We start from the raw sequence: 16844 nt of genomic DNA, 5'->3' as shown, positions 1-16844 counted from the left end.
GTCGCTTCTGACGCTAGCGCCTCGACCCGTCAATTGGGTCAGTCGAATCAGCAAATTCTGTCTGGTCGAGCGCCGTGAGCCCCACAGTTTTTGAGTGTGAACGATGTCGGGCACGATTCCAAGCTTTGTCGAGCGTACCGGCGATGCCGCCCGGGAGGAACATCACCACCAAGATAAACAAAGTGCCGAGCAAAAAGAGTGGCTCAGAAAGCGGAATCCGCAGCACGTCGGGCAGACCCTGAATGAAGTCTGCCTTGGCCAGCACTGTCAGTCGCTGGTCAAGGAGTGTGTAAACGACGCCACCCACGATTGCACCCCAACGAAAACCAACCCCACCGAGCACAACCATCACCAAGACGGTGATCGTCAGATCGGCAGATACGGCTCGCGGCACCGTGCCGGATTGCAAGAGCAGGTATCCCATCCCGGCGATGCTCGCCAGCAGCGCAGCGATCACAAAGACCATGAGCTTTGCCGTGTATGGGTGCAGACCCAGCACCTGCACGCGCTGTTCGTTCTCTCGGGTGGCCCGCACGATGTGCCCAAGCCGACTCTTATCAACCCAGAGTGCAACGAGGTACACCAGCACCAATATGCCGAGGATCACCCAGTACAGGTTGCGTGTGTTCACCACACCGAGCAACCAATCGGGCACCTGCGCGGTCGCAAGCCCAAGGCCCTCTTCACCACCGGTGATCTTCGAGTTACGGCGAACGAGCACCGAGCCGGCTTGCGCGAATGCGAGGGTCACCATTGCGAAGGGAATGCCGCCGACTCGGTTGGCAATTGAACCGGTGAGCAGAGCAATCACTAGACCACCGAGCAGCGCGAGCAGCGTCGCGGGTACAAGCGGCATCTCAAGATAACGAAGCACCATGCCGAGCAGATAGGCGCCACCACCGAATGAGAGCGCGTGCCCGAAGGAGAGCATGCCAGCGGTGCCAAGCATCATGTTGTAGGAGAGCGAAAGGGCTGCGAACACCATGCATAGTGAGAGCAGTGCGAGGCTGCCAGGCATATAGGTGGGGGTCGGCAGAATTCCCGGAATCGAAAGATTCATCATGGGCAGCAGTGCCATCAGCACCACGATGCCAACACCTACGATGACCGGCGTGTAATTGCGGCGCTTTCGACGCGCATCTCCTGTGGTCATGATCGCGCTCATGCTTTCCTTCCCATCAGTCCGCGCGGTCGCACTAGCAGCACGACAGCGAGCAAAATCACGACAATAAAGTCGCCGGTTCCGCCAAGGTAGAAATTCGCGAATTGCTGCAGCACCGCGACAATCACCGAGGCAATCGCCGCGCCTGCGAGCGATCCGAGGCCGCCAACGACCGTCACGATGAAGGCGAAGATCAAAAGGGTCTGACCAAGATGCGCTGAGACGAAGGTCATGTAGTGCATTGCGAGTACGCCGCCGATGCCCGCGGCGCCACCACCAATGGCGAACACGAGAGTAAAAGCGCGGCGCACATCGATGCCGAGGGCAGTCACCATCGCGCGGTTTTCGACGCCAGCTCGAATGATCATGCCGTAGCGGGTCTTTCGCAGGAACAAGACGAGCAGGCCAAGCACCAGGGCAGCGGCAATCATCAGCACCCAGTACACATTCGGCACTCGAGCACCGAGCACCTCAGTGGTTTGTTTCAGCCAAGAGGGGCCAGAGATGTTGATTGGGTCACTCCCCCAGATACCCTCAAATAGCGCGATCGCCGCAAACGACAGGCCGACAGTTACGAGTACCTGCTCAATGTGTCGTTCATAGAGCGGCCGAATCAGTAGTAGCTCGGTGAGGGTCGCGAAGATTGCTCCGACCAGACCGCCCACCACGACTGAGACGAGGAGCGATCCCCAAGAATCAGTTCCGAGCGCTTCGGCGGTGCGCCAGCCGATGAAGGCGGCGAGGGTCAAAAATGCGCCGTGCGCAAAGTTGAGCACATGCATCAGGCCGTAGATCAGGCTCAGTCCCGAGGCAACCAGAAAGTACAGGGCGCCAAGGCCAATACCGGTGATCAGCGTGAGAACGATGGCGCTCATAGGGCTGCCTCCTGCTCCGCATGCACGCCAAGAAGGCGTTTGGTGAGTTCTTCATCGTCGAGGATCTGGGCCGCCTTGGCGACGTGCACCACTTTGCCTCCAGAGATCACAATGGCGTCATCGGCCAGTTGTCGAACGACCTCTAGGTTTTGTTCGACCAACAAGATGGGCACGGTTTTCGCCGCTTCTTGTAGCGCATCGGCTACCTCGGAGACGATCTTTGGTGCCAGCCCCTTTGTTGGCTCATCAACGAGCAAGATCCGGTTGTCATTGAGCAGTGCCCTTGCCACCGAGACCATTTGCTGCTGGCCGCCCGAGAGCGTGCCCGCCTGTTGATCTTTGCGCTGCACAAGGTCGGGAAAAAGCTCTGCCACGAACTCACGTCGCGGAGTTGCCTGGCGCTCAGCGAGGGCAAGATTTTCAGCGACCGTCAGCGAGGCGAACACTTCTCGGTCTTCTGGCACATAACCGATGCCGCGCTGCACCAGTTTGTGTGTTGGCATTTGGTCGATTCGTTCACCGGCGAGACGAACTTCACCGGATCGAGAAATGAGCCCCATGATGCCGCGTAACGTTGAGGTTTTACCGGCACCATTGCGGCCGAGCACGGCAGTAATGCCGGTCGCTGGCACTTGAAATGAGACGTCCTCGACCACTTGCTGGCCGGCAATACTGCAGCGCAGGTGCGCCACTTCAAGAATTGGATCGGTCATGCGCTCTTCCCCAGGTACGCGCTTTGCACGGTTGGATTGTTCATAATGTTTTGCGGGGTGTCGTAGGCAATGATGGTGCCGAAGTACATCACAGCGACCATGTCAACGAAGCCAAGCAACACGTCGATGTGGTGTTCAACCATCAGCACGGTGCACTGCTTTTCGACCTGCATCTCACGAATGTTTTGCACAAGCCCGGCTACTTCGCCGGAGGCGACACCTGCCATTGGCTCGTCCAGGAGTACCAGGTTGGCCTCGGTCACGAGCAGCACCGCAATCTCAAGTTTGCGTTTGTCGCCGTGCGAGATGTCACCGGCAAGGGTGTGTGCCTTGTGCGCGAGACCAACGCTTTGCAGGGTTTCGAGCGCACGTTCGGTTGCCTTATCGTGCGCTTTCGGAAATCGGAACAGTGAATAGTTGCCGCCCTCGGCAACCTGCGCTGCCAGACGAACGTTTTCTAGCACGCTGAGCCCAGGGAAATAGCTTGAGGTTTGAAACGTGCGTCCCAGCCCCGCCCGCGCTCGGGCGGGCACCGACGCCTTTGTGATGTCGATGCCGTGCATCTGCACTGTGCCGGCGGTGGGAGTGATTAGACCAGAAATTGCATTAAAGAGTGTTGTCTTGCCTGCACCATTCGGGCCGATCACTCCCACGATTGCGCCCTGCGGAATGTCGAGTTCGACATTCTTCAGAATCGTGGCGCCGCCGATCTTCAGGCCGAGACCTTTGATTTGCAGCGCGGACGGGGTTGCGGTTTGCATGTATTCAGACCTGTTTCTTCGTTGAATTGATCGCTGCGTGAATCGTGTTGCCGTGTTGTCGTGTTGTCGTGTTGTCGTGTTGTCGTGTGCGACGTCATCGCCGCGCACGACTTCTCACGAGTGACGCAATCTAGGGGGCGACCTGGTCTCCTGGAATGGTTGAGATGAGTTCCGGCACGAATGCGCCGTCTTTCGAGACAAGCTTCACCTGATACATGTCTTGGATCAGTGCGTGGTCTTCGGCGCGCACGGTGTTGCTGCCCTTAGGCCCTTCAAAGCTGAAACCCTCAAGCGCCGAGATCATGGCATCAACATCGCCGTTGCCCTCTTTAATGGCCTGCACGATCATGATCGCCGCGTTGAACCCGTCGGGAGTAAAGAGGTCTGGAGTGCCGCCGCCAGTTTCCACAGCCTTGATCATTTCGTCGTTGATGTCATTGTCTGGCGCTGCTGGGAAGTAGTGATTCAAGAAGCTGATGTTTTCAGAGGCGTCGCCGTAGGCTCCGAAGGTGGCCGCGTCGCCGAGGCCGGTGACGACTGGTGCTTTGTCGAATACGCCCTGCTGGCTCATTGCCTGCCACATCGCGCCCGAGGTTGCGCCTGCCCAAGCGACAAAGACGAGGTCTGGTGATGCGGAAATAACTTGCTGCGCGAATGGCGTGAATTCGGTCACGTCTTCGGCAACGAGCACCGGTTCAACTACCGCGCCTTTGGCTCCGAGGATCGCATCGACTGCGGCGACATTGCCCTGACCAAAGGCGTTGTCCTGTGCATACACAACAACTTTTTTGCCCGAGATGTCATCAACGAAGGTGCCAGCGGTAGCTACATCCTGTGCGCTCTGTCGACCGCTACGAAAGGTGTAGTCGTTGATTCCGGTAATGGCGTCGACTGCTGCTGGGCCTGAAACGAAGAGCACTTTGTTCTGTTCTGCTTGTTCGGCGACCTTGAGCGCAACGCCTGAGGAGGCGCTACCGGCGAGAATGTTCACTCCCTCGCCGATCAACTCTTTTGCCGCGGTGACTGCCTTGTCGGGGTCACCTGCGTCATCAAGGTATTTCACGTTGATCTTGGTGCCGTCGATTTCGCCTGAACCATCGGTTGCGTAGTCGAGGCCTGCTTTAAAGCCGTCGAGGTACTGGGCGCCGTAGCCGGCCAAGGGGCCAGTCTCGCTGGTGATCACGCCAACGGTCACCTCTGCCGGGCCATCGCCGGATTCACCGTTGCCGCCCGCTGCCGGCGCACACGCCGACAGAGCCAGGGCAGCTGAGAGAGCCACCGCACCGATGGTGAGTTTCTTCGGAACGCGCATGCGCTTGCCTTTCGTCATTGGAAGGTAAATATGAAACCTGATTCAGGTTCCAAGATCACGCTAGAGCCGAATTGCTTTTGAGTCAAGCATCGCAATTCTCCGTTGCTGCTTTGTTATCAACTAACGAGAGAAAAATACCTGTTCAATGACAAATTCTGCACAAAACACAACAAGCCCCCGGAGACACAAACGTGCTCCGGGGGCTTGCAATACGTGCGGTTTAGAGGGCCTTCAGCACCACTGCGCTGCCCTGACCGCCACCACCACAAATACCTACTGCGCCGAGCGATCCAGCGCCAGCTTCAGCAAGGCGACGGGCAAGCGTGCCAACGATCCGCGCACCAGAAGCACCAATCGGGTGACCGAGCGCGATCGCACCGCCATGAGCGTTCACAATCGCTGGATCAATCTCGAGCTCCTTAGTCGACTGCAAACCAACCGAGGCGAAGGCCTCGTTAATCTCAACAGCGGCAAGGTCGCCAGCGCTCACACCGTCAAGCTTTGCAAGCGCAGCCTTGATCGCGTTTGAGGGCTGCGAGTGCAGCTGAGTATCTGGACCAGCAACAAAGGCAGTGGCCTCAATGCTGGCGATCGGCTTCAGTCCGAACTTCTGAACTGCGGCTTCACTGACGATCACCAGTGCGGCAGCGCCGTCGGTGATCTGTGAAGCGTTGCCCGCGGTGATTGAACCGTCCTTGGCGAACGCCGGGCGAAGACCGGCGAGGGTCTCAGCGGTAGTATCGCCACGCACGCCGTCGTCGCTTGAAACCACGGTGTCACCGCGGCGCGAAGAAACCGTGAACGGCGCGATCTCACCAGCCAAGAACTCAGCCGAAGCCGCAGCCCGCTGATGCGAGAGAGCAGCAAATTCGTCTTGCTCAGCACGGCCAAGTCCGAGTGGAGTGTTCCCGCTTTCGGTCAGCGAACCCATTGCGATTTTGTCGAACGCATCGGTCAGACCGTCGTTCTCAACGGTGTCTACCAGAGTGGCATTGCCGTACTTCTGACCTGCCCGCATCGACATCACGTGCGGCGCGAGAGTCATCGATTCCTGCCCAACAGCAACCACAATGTCTGCCTCACCCGAGCGAATCAGACGGGCAGCCTGCGATACCGCTTCGGTGCCCGACAAGCACACGGCGTTAATAGTCTGCGCAGGCACATTCATTGGAATGCCAGCACCAACAGCGGTCTGACGAGCAGGGTTCTGGCCCGCGCCACCCTGCAGCACCTGGCCTGCAACCAGCAGGTCAACCTGTTCGGCAGACACACCAGCGCGAGCAAGCGCGGCCTTCACCGCGTGTGCACCGAGCACGGTCGCCGGCTGAGCGGCAAATTGCCCGGTGAATTTCACAAATGGAGTACGAGCGTATCCAGCGATAAATGCGGTCATGATTATTCCTCCTCGAGGTCTACAGTGAATGCCGCGCCAGTCATGGCGCGAATGTCTTCAAGCTCACAGCCCGGCGCGAGCCGCTTGAGCACGAGCGAACCGTCAACAACGTCAAACACGGCCCGGTCGCTGATAATTCGGTTCACAACGCCCGCACCGGTCAGCGGCAGCGAGCACTCGGTAACGATCTTAGGACTGCCGTCCTTCGAGACATGGTCCGTGAGCACAATCACGCGAGGTGTGCCAGCCACTAGATCCATCGCGCCGCCCATGCCTTTTACGAGCTTGCCGGGAATGGTCCAGTTGGCCAGGTCGCCGTTGCCAGCAACCTCCATAGCTCCGAGGATCGCGGTCTGCACATGGCCGCCGCGGATCATGCCGAAAGAAGTTGCCGAATCGAAAATCGACGCGCCTGGCACCAAAGTCACCGTCTGTTTTCCGGCGTTAATGAGGTCGGCGTCTGCCTCGCCCTCGTAAGGAAACTGGCCCATGCCAAGAATGCCGTTTTCGCTCTGCAGCTTCACAGTGATTCCCGCAGGCAGGTGATTCGCGACGAGCGTTGGAATCCCGATACCGAGGTTGACGTACTGGCCGTCTTCAAGCTCCGACGCCGCGATTGCAGCCATTTCATCTCTGGTCCACATGATTAGGCCTCCTCTGCGTTCGCCGCGCCCGGCTTTGGCCGAACAGTGAGCTGTTCGATCTCTTTACTCTGATCCTCACAGCGCACAATTCGCTGAACATAGACACCGGGGGTGTCGATCCGCTCGGGGTCGAGGTACTCGTCACTCAGGGTCTCCACCTCGGCGAGAGTGATTCGCCCGCAGGTTGCCGCCAGAGGATTGAAGTTTCGAGAGGTGAGGCGGTAGCGAAGATTGCCCTCGTGATCGCCGATATGGGCACGGACAAGAGCGATGTCAGCAACGATGCCGCGCTCAAGAATCACCCGCTTACCGTCAAACACAGCCTCTTCTTTGCCCTCGGCAATTGGAGTGCCCACGCCAGTTGGTGTGTAGAACGCGGGAATACCGGCGCCGCCGGCGCGCATCCGCTCGGCCAGAGTGCCCTGCGGCACAAACTCAACCTCGAGTTCGCCACTGAGGTACTGTTCGGCGAACAGCTTGTTTTCGCCGACGTATGAAGCCAGTACCTTCTTCACCTGTCGGTTTTCAAGCAGCAGCCCAAGACCCTTGCCGTCAACACCCATGTTGTTCGACACGATGGTCAGGTCTTTCGCACCGGTATCACGCAGCGCACGGATCAGGTTAGTGGGGTTGCCACTCAGCCCAAATCCGCCAACGGCGATAGTCATGCCGTCGCGAACGATTCCCGCCAGTGCCTCACTAGCGTCTTGATAGATCTTCGAAGCCACTCTGCCTCCTCGTATTCGGTTTAGCGTCCACGATGTGGGCGCGTCTGTTTTCCTAACATTGAGCGTATTCTTGCTTATATACAAACGGCAACAATGAGGCCCGCTGCTGGCAATATTGCTCGCCTTATGATCCGAGGATGAGGTAACGTTCACATTATGAACGCATCAGAGTCGATGGCTGGCGCGCAAGTTGTGGCGCGAATTTCCGCACTACTTCGGGCACTCAGCAGCAAAATGCCAGAGGGCACCGGCACAAGCGACCTAGCGCGGCTCACAGGCATCTCCCGCCCAACGGCTCACCGTCTGCTCGCCTCACTCGCAGCGCAGGGGTTCGTGGACCGCGATCAGCACAGTGGCGCCTGGCTTCTCGGGCCAGAACTCTATCTGATGGGCGCGATTGCAGCAGATCGCTACGACATATCTGAGCTTGCTCGCGACCACATTGCTGCCCTCGCGGAAGCAACCGGAGAAAGCGCTTTCCTCTCTGCCAGGCGAGGCAATGAGACAGTATGCCTACTGCGCGAAGACGGCTCGTTTCCGATCCGCTCATTTGTGCTTTTCGAGGGCAAACGTTTTCCGCTCGGAGTCGCCTCCGCTGGCCTCGCGATTTTGTCTTTCCTGCCAGAAGAACAAGCCGACGCCTACCTCACCACTCACGATCTCACCGCAGATCACGGCCCGGCACACGAGGCCGAACAGCTGCGTCAGCGCATTTCTGAGACCCGAGCCAGAGGTTACGCGATCAACCCCGGCCTCATTGTTGAGGGCAGCTGGGGTATGGGGGCCGCCGTTTTCGACCGCTCTGGTTCGCCCGCGTGGGCGCTCAGCTTGACCGGCATCGAACCCCGTTTTTCGCCCGAACGTCAGGTCGAACTCGGTCGGCTACTGCTGCAGCACGCGCATCGGCTCACAAAGGCACTCGCTGGATCGCGATAGCTTGCTCGACCCGGCGCGACCCGGCAAAGAACCCCAACAAGTGTCGTACACGCCGCAGCACTTGCCTCGATCTGCGGCTGAGATTTCTGGCGACTATGCTGACTAGGTGACTGTCGGCTCTCTCTCTGATTCAAAACGAAAGATGTATCGTCGACGCAGAATCGCTGCGGGCGGCATCGTCACCCTAGTACTACTCGGCGGGTACAGCGCAGCGGTTGCCGCGGCCCCCCTGCCCGAGTTGCAGGCGACACTTTCGGTTGATGCCGAAAAGCAAGTGCAGGCCGATCAATCGCTCGCTCAACAAGCGGTAGACGCACAGGCACTGCCCGCCGCCACCGGCTGGTTTGGTGAAGATCAAGTGTGGGCGAACAGCGAAGAAAGCTACCGCATTGCGAGCATCACCAAGCTTGTCACCGTGCTGGTCGGCCTCGATGCGGCACCGGTAGAAGCTGGCAGTGACGGCCCGGTGTACACCGTCACCGATGTTGATGCTGCCCTGATTGACGAGGTGCTCGCTCAAGACGGCACATTTGCACCGGCACCGGTTGGTCTCGAACTCACGACTCGGCAGATGCTCGATCTGATCCTTGTGCCCTCGGCAAATAACTACGCGATTTCTTATTCGCGATGGATCTTCGGCAGCAACGATGCCTTCGTCCAGGCGGCAAGTGACTGGCTTACTCGCAACGGTCTCGACAGCATCAATATCGAGGAGCCATCCGGTCTCTCCGACAACAATGTTGGTAGTCCTTCAGACATTGTGCGTCTCGCAAAACTTGCCCTGGAAAACCCTCTCATCGCTGAGATTGTTGCGCAATCCTCGGTAGACATTCCGGGCCTTGGCGAGATTACAACCACAAACCGCCTGCTTGTTGATTCAGGTGTCATCGGCGTAAAAACTGGCACAACCTTTCCAAACGGCTACAGTCTTGCCGCCGCAAAACGAATGGACGTTCTCGGCCGTGAACTTGTTGCCGTTGCGGTCACACTTGATCGCCCAGACGGCGAAGCTCGCGCCGCAGATACCCGGGCGGTGCTTGCCGCAATGGCCGAGTCAGGTCAGAACATCGCCCTAGTTGAGTCGGGTGAACGAATTGGCAAGGTCACCACCTGGACCGGTGAAGACGTTGCCCTGCTCGCGAGTGATGACCTTAGTGTCGCCCTTGTGCCAGGTGAGTCGGTGAAACGAACCATCGTGCTCACCGGAGTCACCGCCGGAGCCCGCGGTACCGAGGCAGGCACCATTCGGGCCACCGGTCCGAGCGGAGAAAGCTCAGTTCGTGTGGTGACCGATGAAGCAATCGCCACACCTGATTTCTTCTGGCGCTTTTTGCACCCTGGCGCGCTCTTCGGAGGCTAGAGGCTCAACTCAGCCGCTGCGCCACAACCGAGCGTGCAGCCCGAAGGGTCAGCTCTACCGAGGCGACGTCGATACGCTCATTATGTGCGTGAATTCGTTCCCGATAGCGCTCGTAACTCCACTCTGCAGAGAGCAAACCAAATCCGAAAGCGGGTACGCCTGCCATTCTGAACAGCCTGGCGTCAGAGCCGCCGGCTGCCATCACCGGCACGACCGGTGAGCCGTCGGTCTCGGTGATAGATCTGCACACGGCAGCAAAGAGCGGGTGCTCAGCAGGCGAGGCAGTAGCTGGCCAGCCTTTGAGATGTTGAATCTCAACCTGTTCGGCCTGATCTGCAAGCATCTCTCGCAGCAGCGCATCTACCTGAGTATCGCTTGTTCCGGGCAAGGTTCGAATATCAAGATCGATGTGCGCCTCATCAGGAATCACATTGTGACTGCTACCAGCACGCAGCACAGTCGGCGCAATCGTCACCCTCGAAATTGCGTGAGCATAGCCCGCGATCCCGCCAAGTTCAGCGAGCGCCCCATCAACTCGCACCGGATCAAGCAATCGTTCAGCGAGACTTGCATCAGCAATTCTGGCCGCGACAAAGGGCCGCCAAAGTTCCCCCAGTTCAATGCCGGGCTCAACCTGAGCTAGTCGCTGCAACACCACACCGGCCCGAACGGCAGCGCTCTCGGCACCGAATGGGATTGAAGCGTGTCCTGGGATCCCCCGCACAACAAGCCGCCGACCAGCCGAACCTTTTTCGGCAACGTCGATCGCCACGTGCGCACCAAGGCGCATGCCACCGGTTTCGCTGAGCGCCTCAGAAACTCGCACCACCTCTGGATGCTCTCGCAGCAACCACTTCAAACCGTATTCGCCGCCAGCCTCTTCGTCGGCCACCGCAAGCAGCACCAGATCGCCTCTGAGTAACTGCCCAGAGCGTGCGGCCTCACGCAGCACAGCAGCGAATACTGCGGTGAGATACAGCATGTCGACGGTGCCGCGGCCCCAAATCTCACCGTCAACGAGTTCGCCACCAAAGGGGTCCCGTTGCCAGCGTTCGGGGCTAGCCGGAACCACATCTAGATGGCCAAGCAGGCCGAGCGCTGGAACGCTCGGATCATCAGAGTCGCTACCGCGAAGCCGCACGATGAGGGAGGCCCGGCCGGGCGCCGACTCAAGCACCTGTGCGTCGAGGCGACCACTCTCGATCTCTTCATCGAAAAATCGCAATAGCACTCGCACGCCACGCACTTCGTGCCCGGAGGCCTCGGTCCCGTCGTTCACGCAGGCCGCCCGAACCAGTTCTTGCAGCAGCTCAACGGTGTCGCTGAGAAGATCGTCGGTCGCTGAATCACTGCGGTGTTCGATGGCGGCATTGCTCGGCATGACCTCAGAGTACCTCGGTGCGCGCAGTGTGATCACTCGGTAGCAGAGCGGCACGCAAAATTAGCGAGCAAGTTCACAGACGAGTGTCGGTAGCGTTGAGGGAGACTTCCGAGAGGATCCCCATGTCACCCCGACTTTTGTTTCGCACTTTTGCAACGGCAGAGGCTTTCACCTGGGCCGGGCTGATCCTCGCCCTGGTGCTTCGCGCTACCGGTGTCACCGACGGCGCCGTGTCAATCGCCGGCGGAATTCACGGTTTCGTGTTTCTGTCGTACTGCGTTGTCACCGTATTTATGTGGGTGAACCAGCGTTGGGGTGCGGGCACCGGCATTCTCGGCCTCGCTCTCTCGGTGATCCCGTTCGCAACTGTGCCCTTTGAAATCGTGCTCGACCGCAAGGGTAAACTCGCTGGCGAGTGGCGTCTGCGCCCCGGCGGAGACACTCCTCGCGGCTTCATCGAGCACGTTCAAGCTTGGGTGCTACGCCGCCCATTGCTCGCTATCGGCCTGCTCTTCATCGCCGTCGCTGTCGTGTTCGTTGTGCTGCTTTGGCTCGGGCCACCCGTACCCAAGGGGTAAATCTGGCCGTTGACCTGGTGATCCAGCGCCACGCAACTACGATGGTCACGTGCCCGCAATTCTTTTCAGCGTAGGTATCGCGCTTCTTGCTGCCTTTCAACTCGCCCTCGCGCTCGGCGCACCCCTCGGTGCGTACGCCTGGGGCGGACAGCACGATGGATCGCTACCGAAAAAGCTGCGTCTCGGCTCGCTCGTGAGCATTCTGGTCTATGCCTTGCTAGCCCTCATCCTGCTCTCAAAAGCTGGCGTGATTGAACTTTTTCCAATGTCATTCGCGGTGCCCGCGGCGTGGGTAGTGTTTGCCTATATGGCACTCGGAACGCTGCTGAATCTTATTTCTCGTTCACGTAAAGAGCGGGCCGTGATGACACCCATAGCCGCGACGCTTGCGATTTTTGCTTTGCTAGTGGCCCTGTAAATCGTATGAACAGACGCGGCCGACAGCGAATAAATCGCTACTGCGATTCGCGCCCGTCGTAGCTGAGCTCGCCGCCAACGAGCGTCGCCACGATGTCGAGCTCCGCAATATTTGGAGCGGTGATTGGTGACGCCGAGAACACCGTGAAGTCGGCGAGCTTTCCACGTTCGAGGCTCCCCCGATCTGCGAAAAGCCCGGTCGCTTTTGCTGCCCATTCTGTGTGCGTCCGCAAAGCTTCTTCACTCGAAATAGCTTCGCCTGCGCCGAGCGCTTGACCGCTATCAGTCAGGCGATCCACCGCAGATTGCATACCTCGGCGCAGATTGTTGTCGGCTACCGGCAAATCTGAAGAACCCGCGAGCAGAATCCCGGCATCAATCACCGAACGCCCCCGATACAGCCAATCGGCCCGATGCTCACCAACCCGCTCAAGCATCTGATCACCAACCGGGCCAATAAACCCAGCCTGCGGCGTGACGGCAATGCCAAGCTCGCCGGCACGCACCACCTGATCTGGTCGAGCAATACCGAAGTGCTCAATACGGCACGGCGCGGCAAGCTTTCCGTAGTGTTCTTGGGCCTCGGCAATCAGATCAAGCGCGAGATCAATAGCGGCGTCGCCGATCGCGTGCAGTGCGAGCGGCCAGCCCGCACTGTAAGCACCGAGCGCGCGCTCACGATAACTCGCTGGATCATCGAGCAGATAGCCAACATTGTGCTCATGCCCACAAAAATCTTCGGTCACCGCCGCAGTAGCACCGAGAAGTGAGCCGTCAAGAAACACCTTCACGTGCCCGAAGCGCACCAGATCATCCCCAAAACCCGCTCGAATACCAAGGTCGAGCCCGATACCTCGCCCCTCATCTGCCATATCGGCGCGGTGCCCGCTAATTGGCCGAAGCGCATCCATAGTCGGCATCAGTTGCGCGCGAGCATGTAGCTTTCCTCGCTCTGCGGCAGCCTGATAGACCGAGGCTTCAATAGGACTGTGCCCGATCCAGCCGCCGCCCACTCCTGCCTCGGTGAAACTGGTAATGCCCTGGGCCGCATATCGGCTGGTCGCAGCATCAATCGCGTTCACCAGCGGCTCAAGCGCGTAGGGCAAAAGCAGAGCCTGAACGAGTCCCTGTGCTGATTCTTCGATGAGGCCTGTGGGTGCGCCCTGCTCATCTCGAACCACTATGCCGCCCACTGGGTCGGTGAAATCACTCTCGAGCGCACCAACCAAGGCGAGAGTCGCCGAATTAGTGATCGACGCATGGCCAGAAGTGTGCCGAATGTACAGCGGCCGAGTGCCGGTGATCTCGTCGAGCACCGCGATATCTGGCAGCTGGCCTCCGTGATGCGATTGGTTGAAGCCAGTGGCGTGCACCCAGGCTTGCTTGTCGCCCGAACGTTCAAGCCGCTCTACCTCGGCGCGAATCAGCCGGTAGAGCTCGTCGAGGCCACGCGCCGCAGAAAGATCAACCGACGCAAGGCTGAGTCCCCACCATGCGGTGTGGCAGTGTGCATCGATCAAACCGGGTGTCGCAGTTGCGGCACCAAAATCTAGCTCACGTTCTGCACCGATGCCATCGAGTTCTTCATCAAAACCAACAATGCGGTGATGCAGTACACCTACGGCCTGTGCCGTTGGCCGGGCTGGGTCGAGCGTAATAATCTCAGCGGCACGAACAATCAGATCGAGCTTCACAAGATACCTTTCAGCGGAAGTTCTGCGGCTTCAGCAAGTTGCAGGAGGGCGGTGTCAGCACCGCCAAGATGTTCAAAAGTGAGGCCAGCTGGCAGGCCGGTTGCCACTGAGATGCCGTTTGGCAATGAGATCGCGGGCGTACCTCCGAGAGTCGCCGGGGTTGATAGCAGCACAGTGTTGCGAAGTTCTTCGGCAACATTGTTGTCTGCCGGGCCGGTCAGCAGCGGCGGTTCGACCGAAGTTGTTGGGTAAACAACCACCTGCACACCCTGCGCTAGCAGCTCTTCGCGGTAACTGCTGCTGAGCACGGCAAGCTCTTCAAGCGCTGCTCGGTAATTCTCCTCGCTCACCGGCTCTTGCACAGCAAACTCAAGAATTGCCCGGACGTCTGGTGACTCCGAGCAGGCGATCAACTCGTGAACGGTGCCGGCTCGATTGTGAGCGGCCAGATAATCTGCGATGGCGTCGATGGTTTCCGCGCGTAATACGGTGATGCCGAGTTCGAAATAGCGATCCAACGAACGAGAATTTTCGAGCTGAACTATCTGCCATCCTGCCTGCGCAAGCAGCTCAAGGCCCGTATCGAATACTTCACGGAGCGCGTCGGAGAGCCCGTCTCGGGCTTCTGCCAACACACCTATTCGCGGTGGATCGGCAAGACCCATGGCGGGCTCAGCGTTATTCGCATCGGCGCTCAGCACCGCATCGAGCACACGAACATCTGAAACCTTCGTGGCGATCACACCGATGGTGTCTCTCGTGGGCGAAATGTGCAGCACCCCGCCGTCAGCGTAACGACCGGCGCTGGGCCGAAAACCGACCAGACCGGTAAACGCGGCTGGGATACGCGCAGATCCGCCGGTGTCGGTTCCGAGTGCGGCGCGCACACGCTCCTGCAAAACGGCGAGTGCGCTGCCCCCGCTTGAACCACCTACGGTTCGCCGAGGATCAGCGGGATGCGCGGTGTTGCCATAGCTAGGGTTCACTCCCGTAATGCCGTGACCGAGCTCGTGCATCTTGCTTTTTCCAACGATGGTTGCGCCGGCCGCGCGCAGCCGCGCTACGGCCTCGGCATCTTCGTGCGCCCGATTATCTGCCAAATACCGGGTCCCACCGGTGGTGAGCATGCCCTCAACATCAATATTGTCTTTGATCGCGAGAGTCCAGTGCGAGAGTGCACCGTCGCCAGTTGGCAGCTTCGCGTCTTCAGTGATGAAGGCCTGCTCTCCCCCGGTGGGAACCCAGCGTTTAGACATGGTTATGCGGTCTCCTCGGTGAGCACAATGTGCTCGGTTTTTGGATCCTCATCGGCCGCGGTAATTGCCCACAGCTCATCAACTCGGCTGCGCTCCTTGCCGTTCTGCGGGCGAAGCAACGAGACAACTACCAGTACCAGCGCGTTGACCGCCATTGCCACGATGCCCGAAGTGAGACCACCGAGCCACGGAATCTCGGCAGGGTAGAGCACCTGCAGCACCGCAGCGAGGGCAAAACCAACAATCATGCCCGAGATGGCTCCAGCTGCGGTTGCGCGCTTCCAGAAGATGCCAATCAAAAGAGTTGGAGCAAGCTGCACAATGCCCTGATAAGAAAGCATGGCGAGACCAACCAGGCCAGACACCGAGCCAAGTGTGCCGAATGCGATCACAGCCGAGATTGCGGTGGTAATCGCGACTGCCCACTTTGCCACTCGAACATCGACCTTGTCTTTACGGCCAATCAACCCAACAATGTCATTTGCTGCCTGTGCGCCCACGGCCTGAATGTTTGCCCCGACGTTGCCCAGGGTCGCGCCAATCACCGAGATGCAGGCAAGGGTGAGCAGCAGGATGCCGCCGTCACCGGCCAGAATGAACCAGACATGATCGGGCGCTGCTGCCACGCGCTCATCTGAAGATGCGAGGTAGGCCATGGTGAGCACCGAGAAGGTGAAGATCAGCATGAGTGGCGCTGCATATCCCGCGGTGCGGCGGATCGTCTGGGTGCTCTTCACGGTGAAGAGGCGAACGAAGATGTCTGGCCAGCACCAGGTTCCAAGCGCTCCTGTGAGGGTGATCGAGACTGCGTAAAGCGGCCCGAAGGCATCGCCCGGACCACGAAGCGAGGTGAAGCCCTCGGGCACATCACCAAATCCGTGGCCGTTAGTGAGCAACGCGACAATCAGACCGATCGCAATCACGGTGCCAATGAAGTAGGCGAAGATGCCCTGCACCATGTCACTGACGATGATGCCTCGCATACCGTGGCGCACGGTCCAGATCTGACGCAGCACAATCACGGCGATACTAATCACGATTGCAAGCAGCGGGCCGACCACTCCGCCAGAGATGAACTCGAATACCAGCGCGAGGGACTGCAGGCCAAGCACGATCCACGGAATCGTAGAAACGATACCGATAATCGAGGCGACAATACGTACTCCGCGTGAGCGGTAACGCAGCGCAAGCAGGTCTGACTGTGTACCGAGATTAAACCGCTTGCCCCAGCGGAAAACCGGCTTTGACAGCGCAAGCATGAGCAGCACACCAAGCATGGCATAGGCCATGAGGTAGTAGCCGACGAGGCCACTCAGCGCTGCGAGACCCGCAAAGGAGATAAACACTGTGCCCGGCAGAAAGGTGTTTACGTACGCCATCGTGGCGTAGAACGGCCCGAAGGATCGGCCTGCGGTGGCGTAGTCATCGAAGTCGTTAGAACGTTTGCGGCCCCGCTCCATGACGGCGATTGTGAGCAGCAGGAAGAGGGCGATGCCCGCAAATCCAATCCACATATCCATAGGTATTCAGACCCTCCTCGGTCAAGTCATTGCACGTCGCAGCTCTGGTCATCAACGACCCCGCGAAGGGATTTTTACTACGTCTGCAATTTTCCCCTCGCAGCGCTCGCCACA

Annotated in this window: 16 protein-coding genes; 4 read left to right on the top strand and 12 right to left on the bottom strand. The window is 59.1% G+C overall.

Annotated features, from left to right (window positions below):
- Positions 1-13: 13 nt before the first annotated feature.
- The 8 genes from QBL02_RS08880 to QBL02_RS08845 form a co-directional block, all read right to left on the bottom strand.
- A complete protein-coding gene (locus tag QBL02_RS08880; RefSeq protein WP_282726058.1) occupies positions 14-1165 on the bottom strand; it encodes a branched-chain amino acid ABC transporter permease in 1152 nt (383 codons plus the stop codon).
- The gene (locus QBL02_RS08875; RefSeq protein ID WP_282726057.1) at positions 1162-2037 is read right to left on the bottom strand and encodes a branched-chain amino acid ABC transporter permease; all 876 of its coding nucleotides are present in this window, start codon (positions 2035-2037) and stop codon (positions 1162-1164) included. The genes QBL02_RS08880 and QBL02_RS08875 overlap by 4 nt, the downstream gene beginning before the upstream one ends.
- On the bottom strand, positions 2034-2750 hold the full coding sequence (locus tag QBL02_RS08870) for an ABC transporter ATP-binding protein (protein WP_282726056.1): 717 nt from the start codon (positions 2748-2750) through the stop codon (positions 2034-2036). Before QBL02_RS08870 ends, QBL02_RS08875 begins: the two co-directional genes overlap by 4 nt.
- The gene (locus QBL02_RS08865; RefSeq protein ID WP_282726055.1) at positions 2747-3511 is read right to left on the bottom strand and encodes an ABC transporter ATP-binding protein; all 765 of its coding nucleotides are present in this window, start codon (positions 3509-3511) and stop codon (positions 2747-2749) included. The genes QBL02_RS08870 and QBL02_RS08865 overlap by 4 nt, the downstream gene beginning before the upstream one ends.
- A gap of 130 nt (positions 3512-3641) precedes the next feature.
- Positions 3642-4823, bottom strand: coding sequence for a substrate-binding domain-containing protein (locus tag QBL02_RS08860; RefSeq protein ID WP_282726054.1), 1182 nt, complete (start codon positions 4821-4823; stop codon positions 3642-3644).
- Positions 4824-5043: 220 nt separating this feature from the next.
- Positions 5044-6216, bottom strand: a complete 1173-nt coding sequence (locus QBL02_RS08855; protein WP_282726053.1) for an acetyl-CoA C-acyltransferase — start codon at positions 6214-6216, stop codon at positions 5044-5046.
- A 2-nt stretch (positions 6217-6218) separates the two neighbouring features.
- The gene (locus QBL02_RS08850; RefSeq protein ID WP_282726211.1) at positions 6219-6863 is read right to left on the bottom strand and encodes a CoA transferase subunit B; all 645 of its coding nucleotides are present in this window, start codon (positions 6861-6863) and stop codon (positions 6219-6221) included.
- Positions 6863-7588, bottom strand: coding sequence for a CoA transferase subunit A (locus QBL02_RS08845; RefSeq protein WP_282726052.1), 726 nt, complete (start codon positions 7586-7588; stop codon positions 6863-6865). Before QBL02_RS08845 ends, QBL02_RS08850 begins: the two co-directional genes overlap by 1 nt.
- A gap of 156 nt (positions 7589-7744) precedes the next feature.
- Between QBL02_RS08845 and QBL02_RS08840 the strand changes: the two genes are divergently transcribed.
- Both QBL02_RS08840 and QBL02_RS08835 read left to right on the top strand, forming a co-directional pair.
- Positions 7745-8524 (top strand): IclR family transcriptional regulator, encoded by a 780-nt coding sequence (locus tag QBL02_RS08840; RefSeq protein WP_282726051.1) that lies wholly within the window; start codon positions 7745-7747, stop codon positions 8522-8524.
- A 106-nt stretch (positions 8525-8630) separates the two neighbouring features.
- Positions 8631-9884 carry a hypothetical protein gene (locus tag QBL02_RS08835; RefSeq protein ID WP_282726050.1) on the top strand — a complete coding sequence of 418 codons (1254 nt, stop codon included), beginning with the start codon at positions 8631-8633 and terminating at the stop codon, positions 9882-9884.
- A 4-nt stretch (positions 9885-9888) separates the two neighbouring features.
- Here the strand turns inward: QBL02_RS08835 and QBL02_RS08830 are convergent, their stop codons facing one another.
- A complete protein-coding gene (locus tag QBL02_RS08830) occupies positions 9889-11265 on the bottom strand; it encodes a M20/M25/M40 family metallo-hydrolase (protein ID WP_282726049.1) in 1377 nt (458 codons plus the stop codon).
- Between the two features lie 122 nt (positions 11266-11387).
- Between QBL02_RS08830 and QBL02_RS08825 the strand changes: the two genes are divergently transcribed.
- Together QBL02_RS08825 and QBL02_RS08820 are read left to right on the top strand one after the other, a co-directional pair.
- On the top strand, positions 11388-11843 hold the full coding sequence (locus tag QBL02_RS08825) for a DUF3817 domain-containing protein (RefSeq protein WP_282726048.1): 456 nt from the start codon (positions 11388-11390) through the stop codon (positions 11841-11843).
- A 49-nt stretch (positions 11844-11892) separates the two neighbouring features.
- Positions 11893-12261: a hypothetical protein gene (locus QBL02_RS08820; RefSeq protein WP_282726047.1), complete on the top strand. Its 369-nt coding sequence runs from the start codon at positions 11893-11895 to the stop codon at positions 12259-12261.
- 37 nt (positions 12262-12298) lie between these two features.
- Here QBL02_RS08820 and QBL02_RS08815 read toward each other — a convergent pair whose 3' ends face one another.
- From QBL02_RS08815 to QBL02_RS08805, 3 genes are read right to left on the bottom strand one after another with little or no spacing between them, the layout of a single operon-like run.
- Positions 12299-13954, bottom strand: a complete 1656-nt coding sequence (locus QBL02_RS08815) for an amidohydrolase (protein ID WP_282726046.1) — start codon at positions 13952-13954, stop codon at positions 12299-12301.
- On the bottom strand, positions 13951-15210 hold the full coding sequence (locus tag QBL02_RS08810) for an amidase family protein (RefSeq protein WP_282726045.1): 1260 nt from the start codon (positions 15208-15210) through the stop codon (positions 13951-13953). The genes QBL02_RS08815 and QBL02_RS08810 overlap by 4 nt, the downstream gene beginning before the upstream one ends.
- 2 nt (positions 15211-15212) lie before the next feature.
- Positions 15213-16730: a sodium:solute symporter family protein gene (locus QBL02_RS08805; RefSeq protein ID WP_282726044.1), complete on the bottom strand. Its 1518-nt coding sequence runs from the start codon at positions 16728-16730 to the stop codon at positions 15213-15215.
- Positions 16731-16844 lie beyond the last annotated feature (114 nt).

It is taken from the genome of Leucobacter sp. UT-8R-CII-1-4, from assembly GCF_030010235.1.
In the GTDB taxonomy this organism is placed as follows: Bacteria; Actinomycetota; Actinomycetes; order Actinomycetales; family Microbacteriaceae; genus Leucobacter.
Note: the sequence above shows the minus strand (reverse complement) of the source record. Positions and strands in the feature narration are given on the sequence as shown.

Excerpts from the sequence above, each read along its gene's own strand:
- QBL02_RS08860 (WP_282726054.1), bottom strand. The coding sequence starts at position 4,823 with ATGCGCGTTCCGAAGAAACTCACCATCGGTGCGGTGGCTCTCTCAGCT.
- QBL02_RS08865 (WP_282726055.1), bottom strand. The coding sequence starts at position 3,511 with ATGCAAACCGCAACCCCGTCCGCGCTGCAAATCAAAGGTCTCGGCCTG.
- QBL02_RS08880 (WP_282726058.1), bottom strand. The coding sequence starts at position 1,165 with ATGAGCGCGATCATGACCACAGGAGATGCGCGTCGAAAGCGCCGCAAT.
- QBL02_RS08810 (WP_282726045.1), bottom strand. The coding sequence starts at position 15,210 with ATGTCTAAACGCTGGGTTCCCACCGGGGGAGAGCAGGCCTTCATCACT.
- QBL02_RS08855 (WP_282726053.1), bottom strand. The coding sequence starts at position 6,216 with ATGACCGCATTTATCGCTGGATACGCTCGTACTCCATTTGTGAAATTC.
- QBL02_RS08825 (WP_282726048.1), top strand. The coding sequence starts at position 11,388 with ATGTCACCCCGACTTTTGTTTCGCACTTTTGCAACGGCAGAGGCTTTC.
- QBL02_RS08805 (WP_282726044.1), bottom strand. The coding sequence starts at position 16,730 with ATGGATATGTGGATTGGATTTGCGGGCATCGCCCTCTTCCTGCTGCTC.
- QBL02_RS08840 (WP_282726051.1), top strand. The coding sequence starts at position 7,745 with ATGAACGCATCAGAGTCGATGGCTGGCGCGCAAGTTGTGGCGCGAATT.
- QBL02_RS08870 (WP_282726056.1), bottom strand. The coding sequence starts at position 2,750 with ATGACCGATCCAATTCTTGAAGTGGCGCACCTGCGCTGCAGTATTGCC.
- QBL02_RS08875 (WP_282726057.1), bottom strand. The coding sequence starts at position 2,037 with ATGAGCGCCATCGTTCTCACGCTGATCACCGGTATTGGCCTTGGCGCC.
- QBL02_RS08830 (WP_282726049.1), bottom strand. The coding sequence starts at position 11,265 with ATGCCGAGCAATGCCGCCATCGAACACCGCAGTGATTCAGCGACCGAC.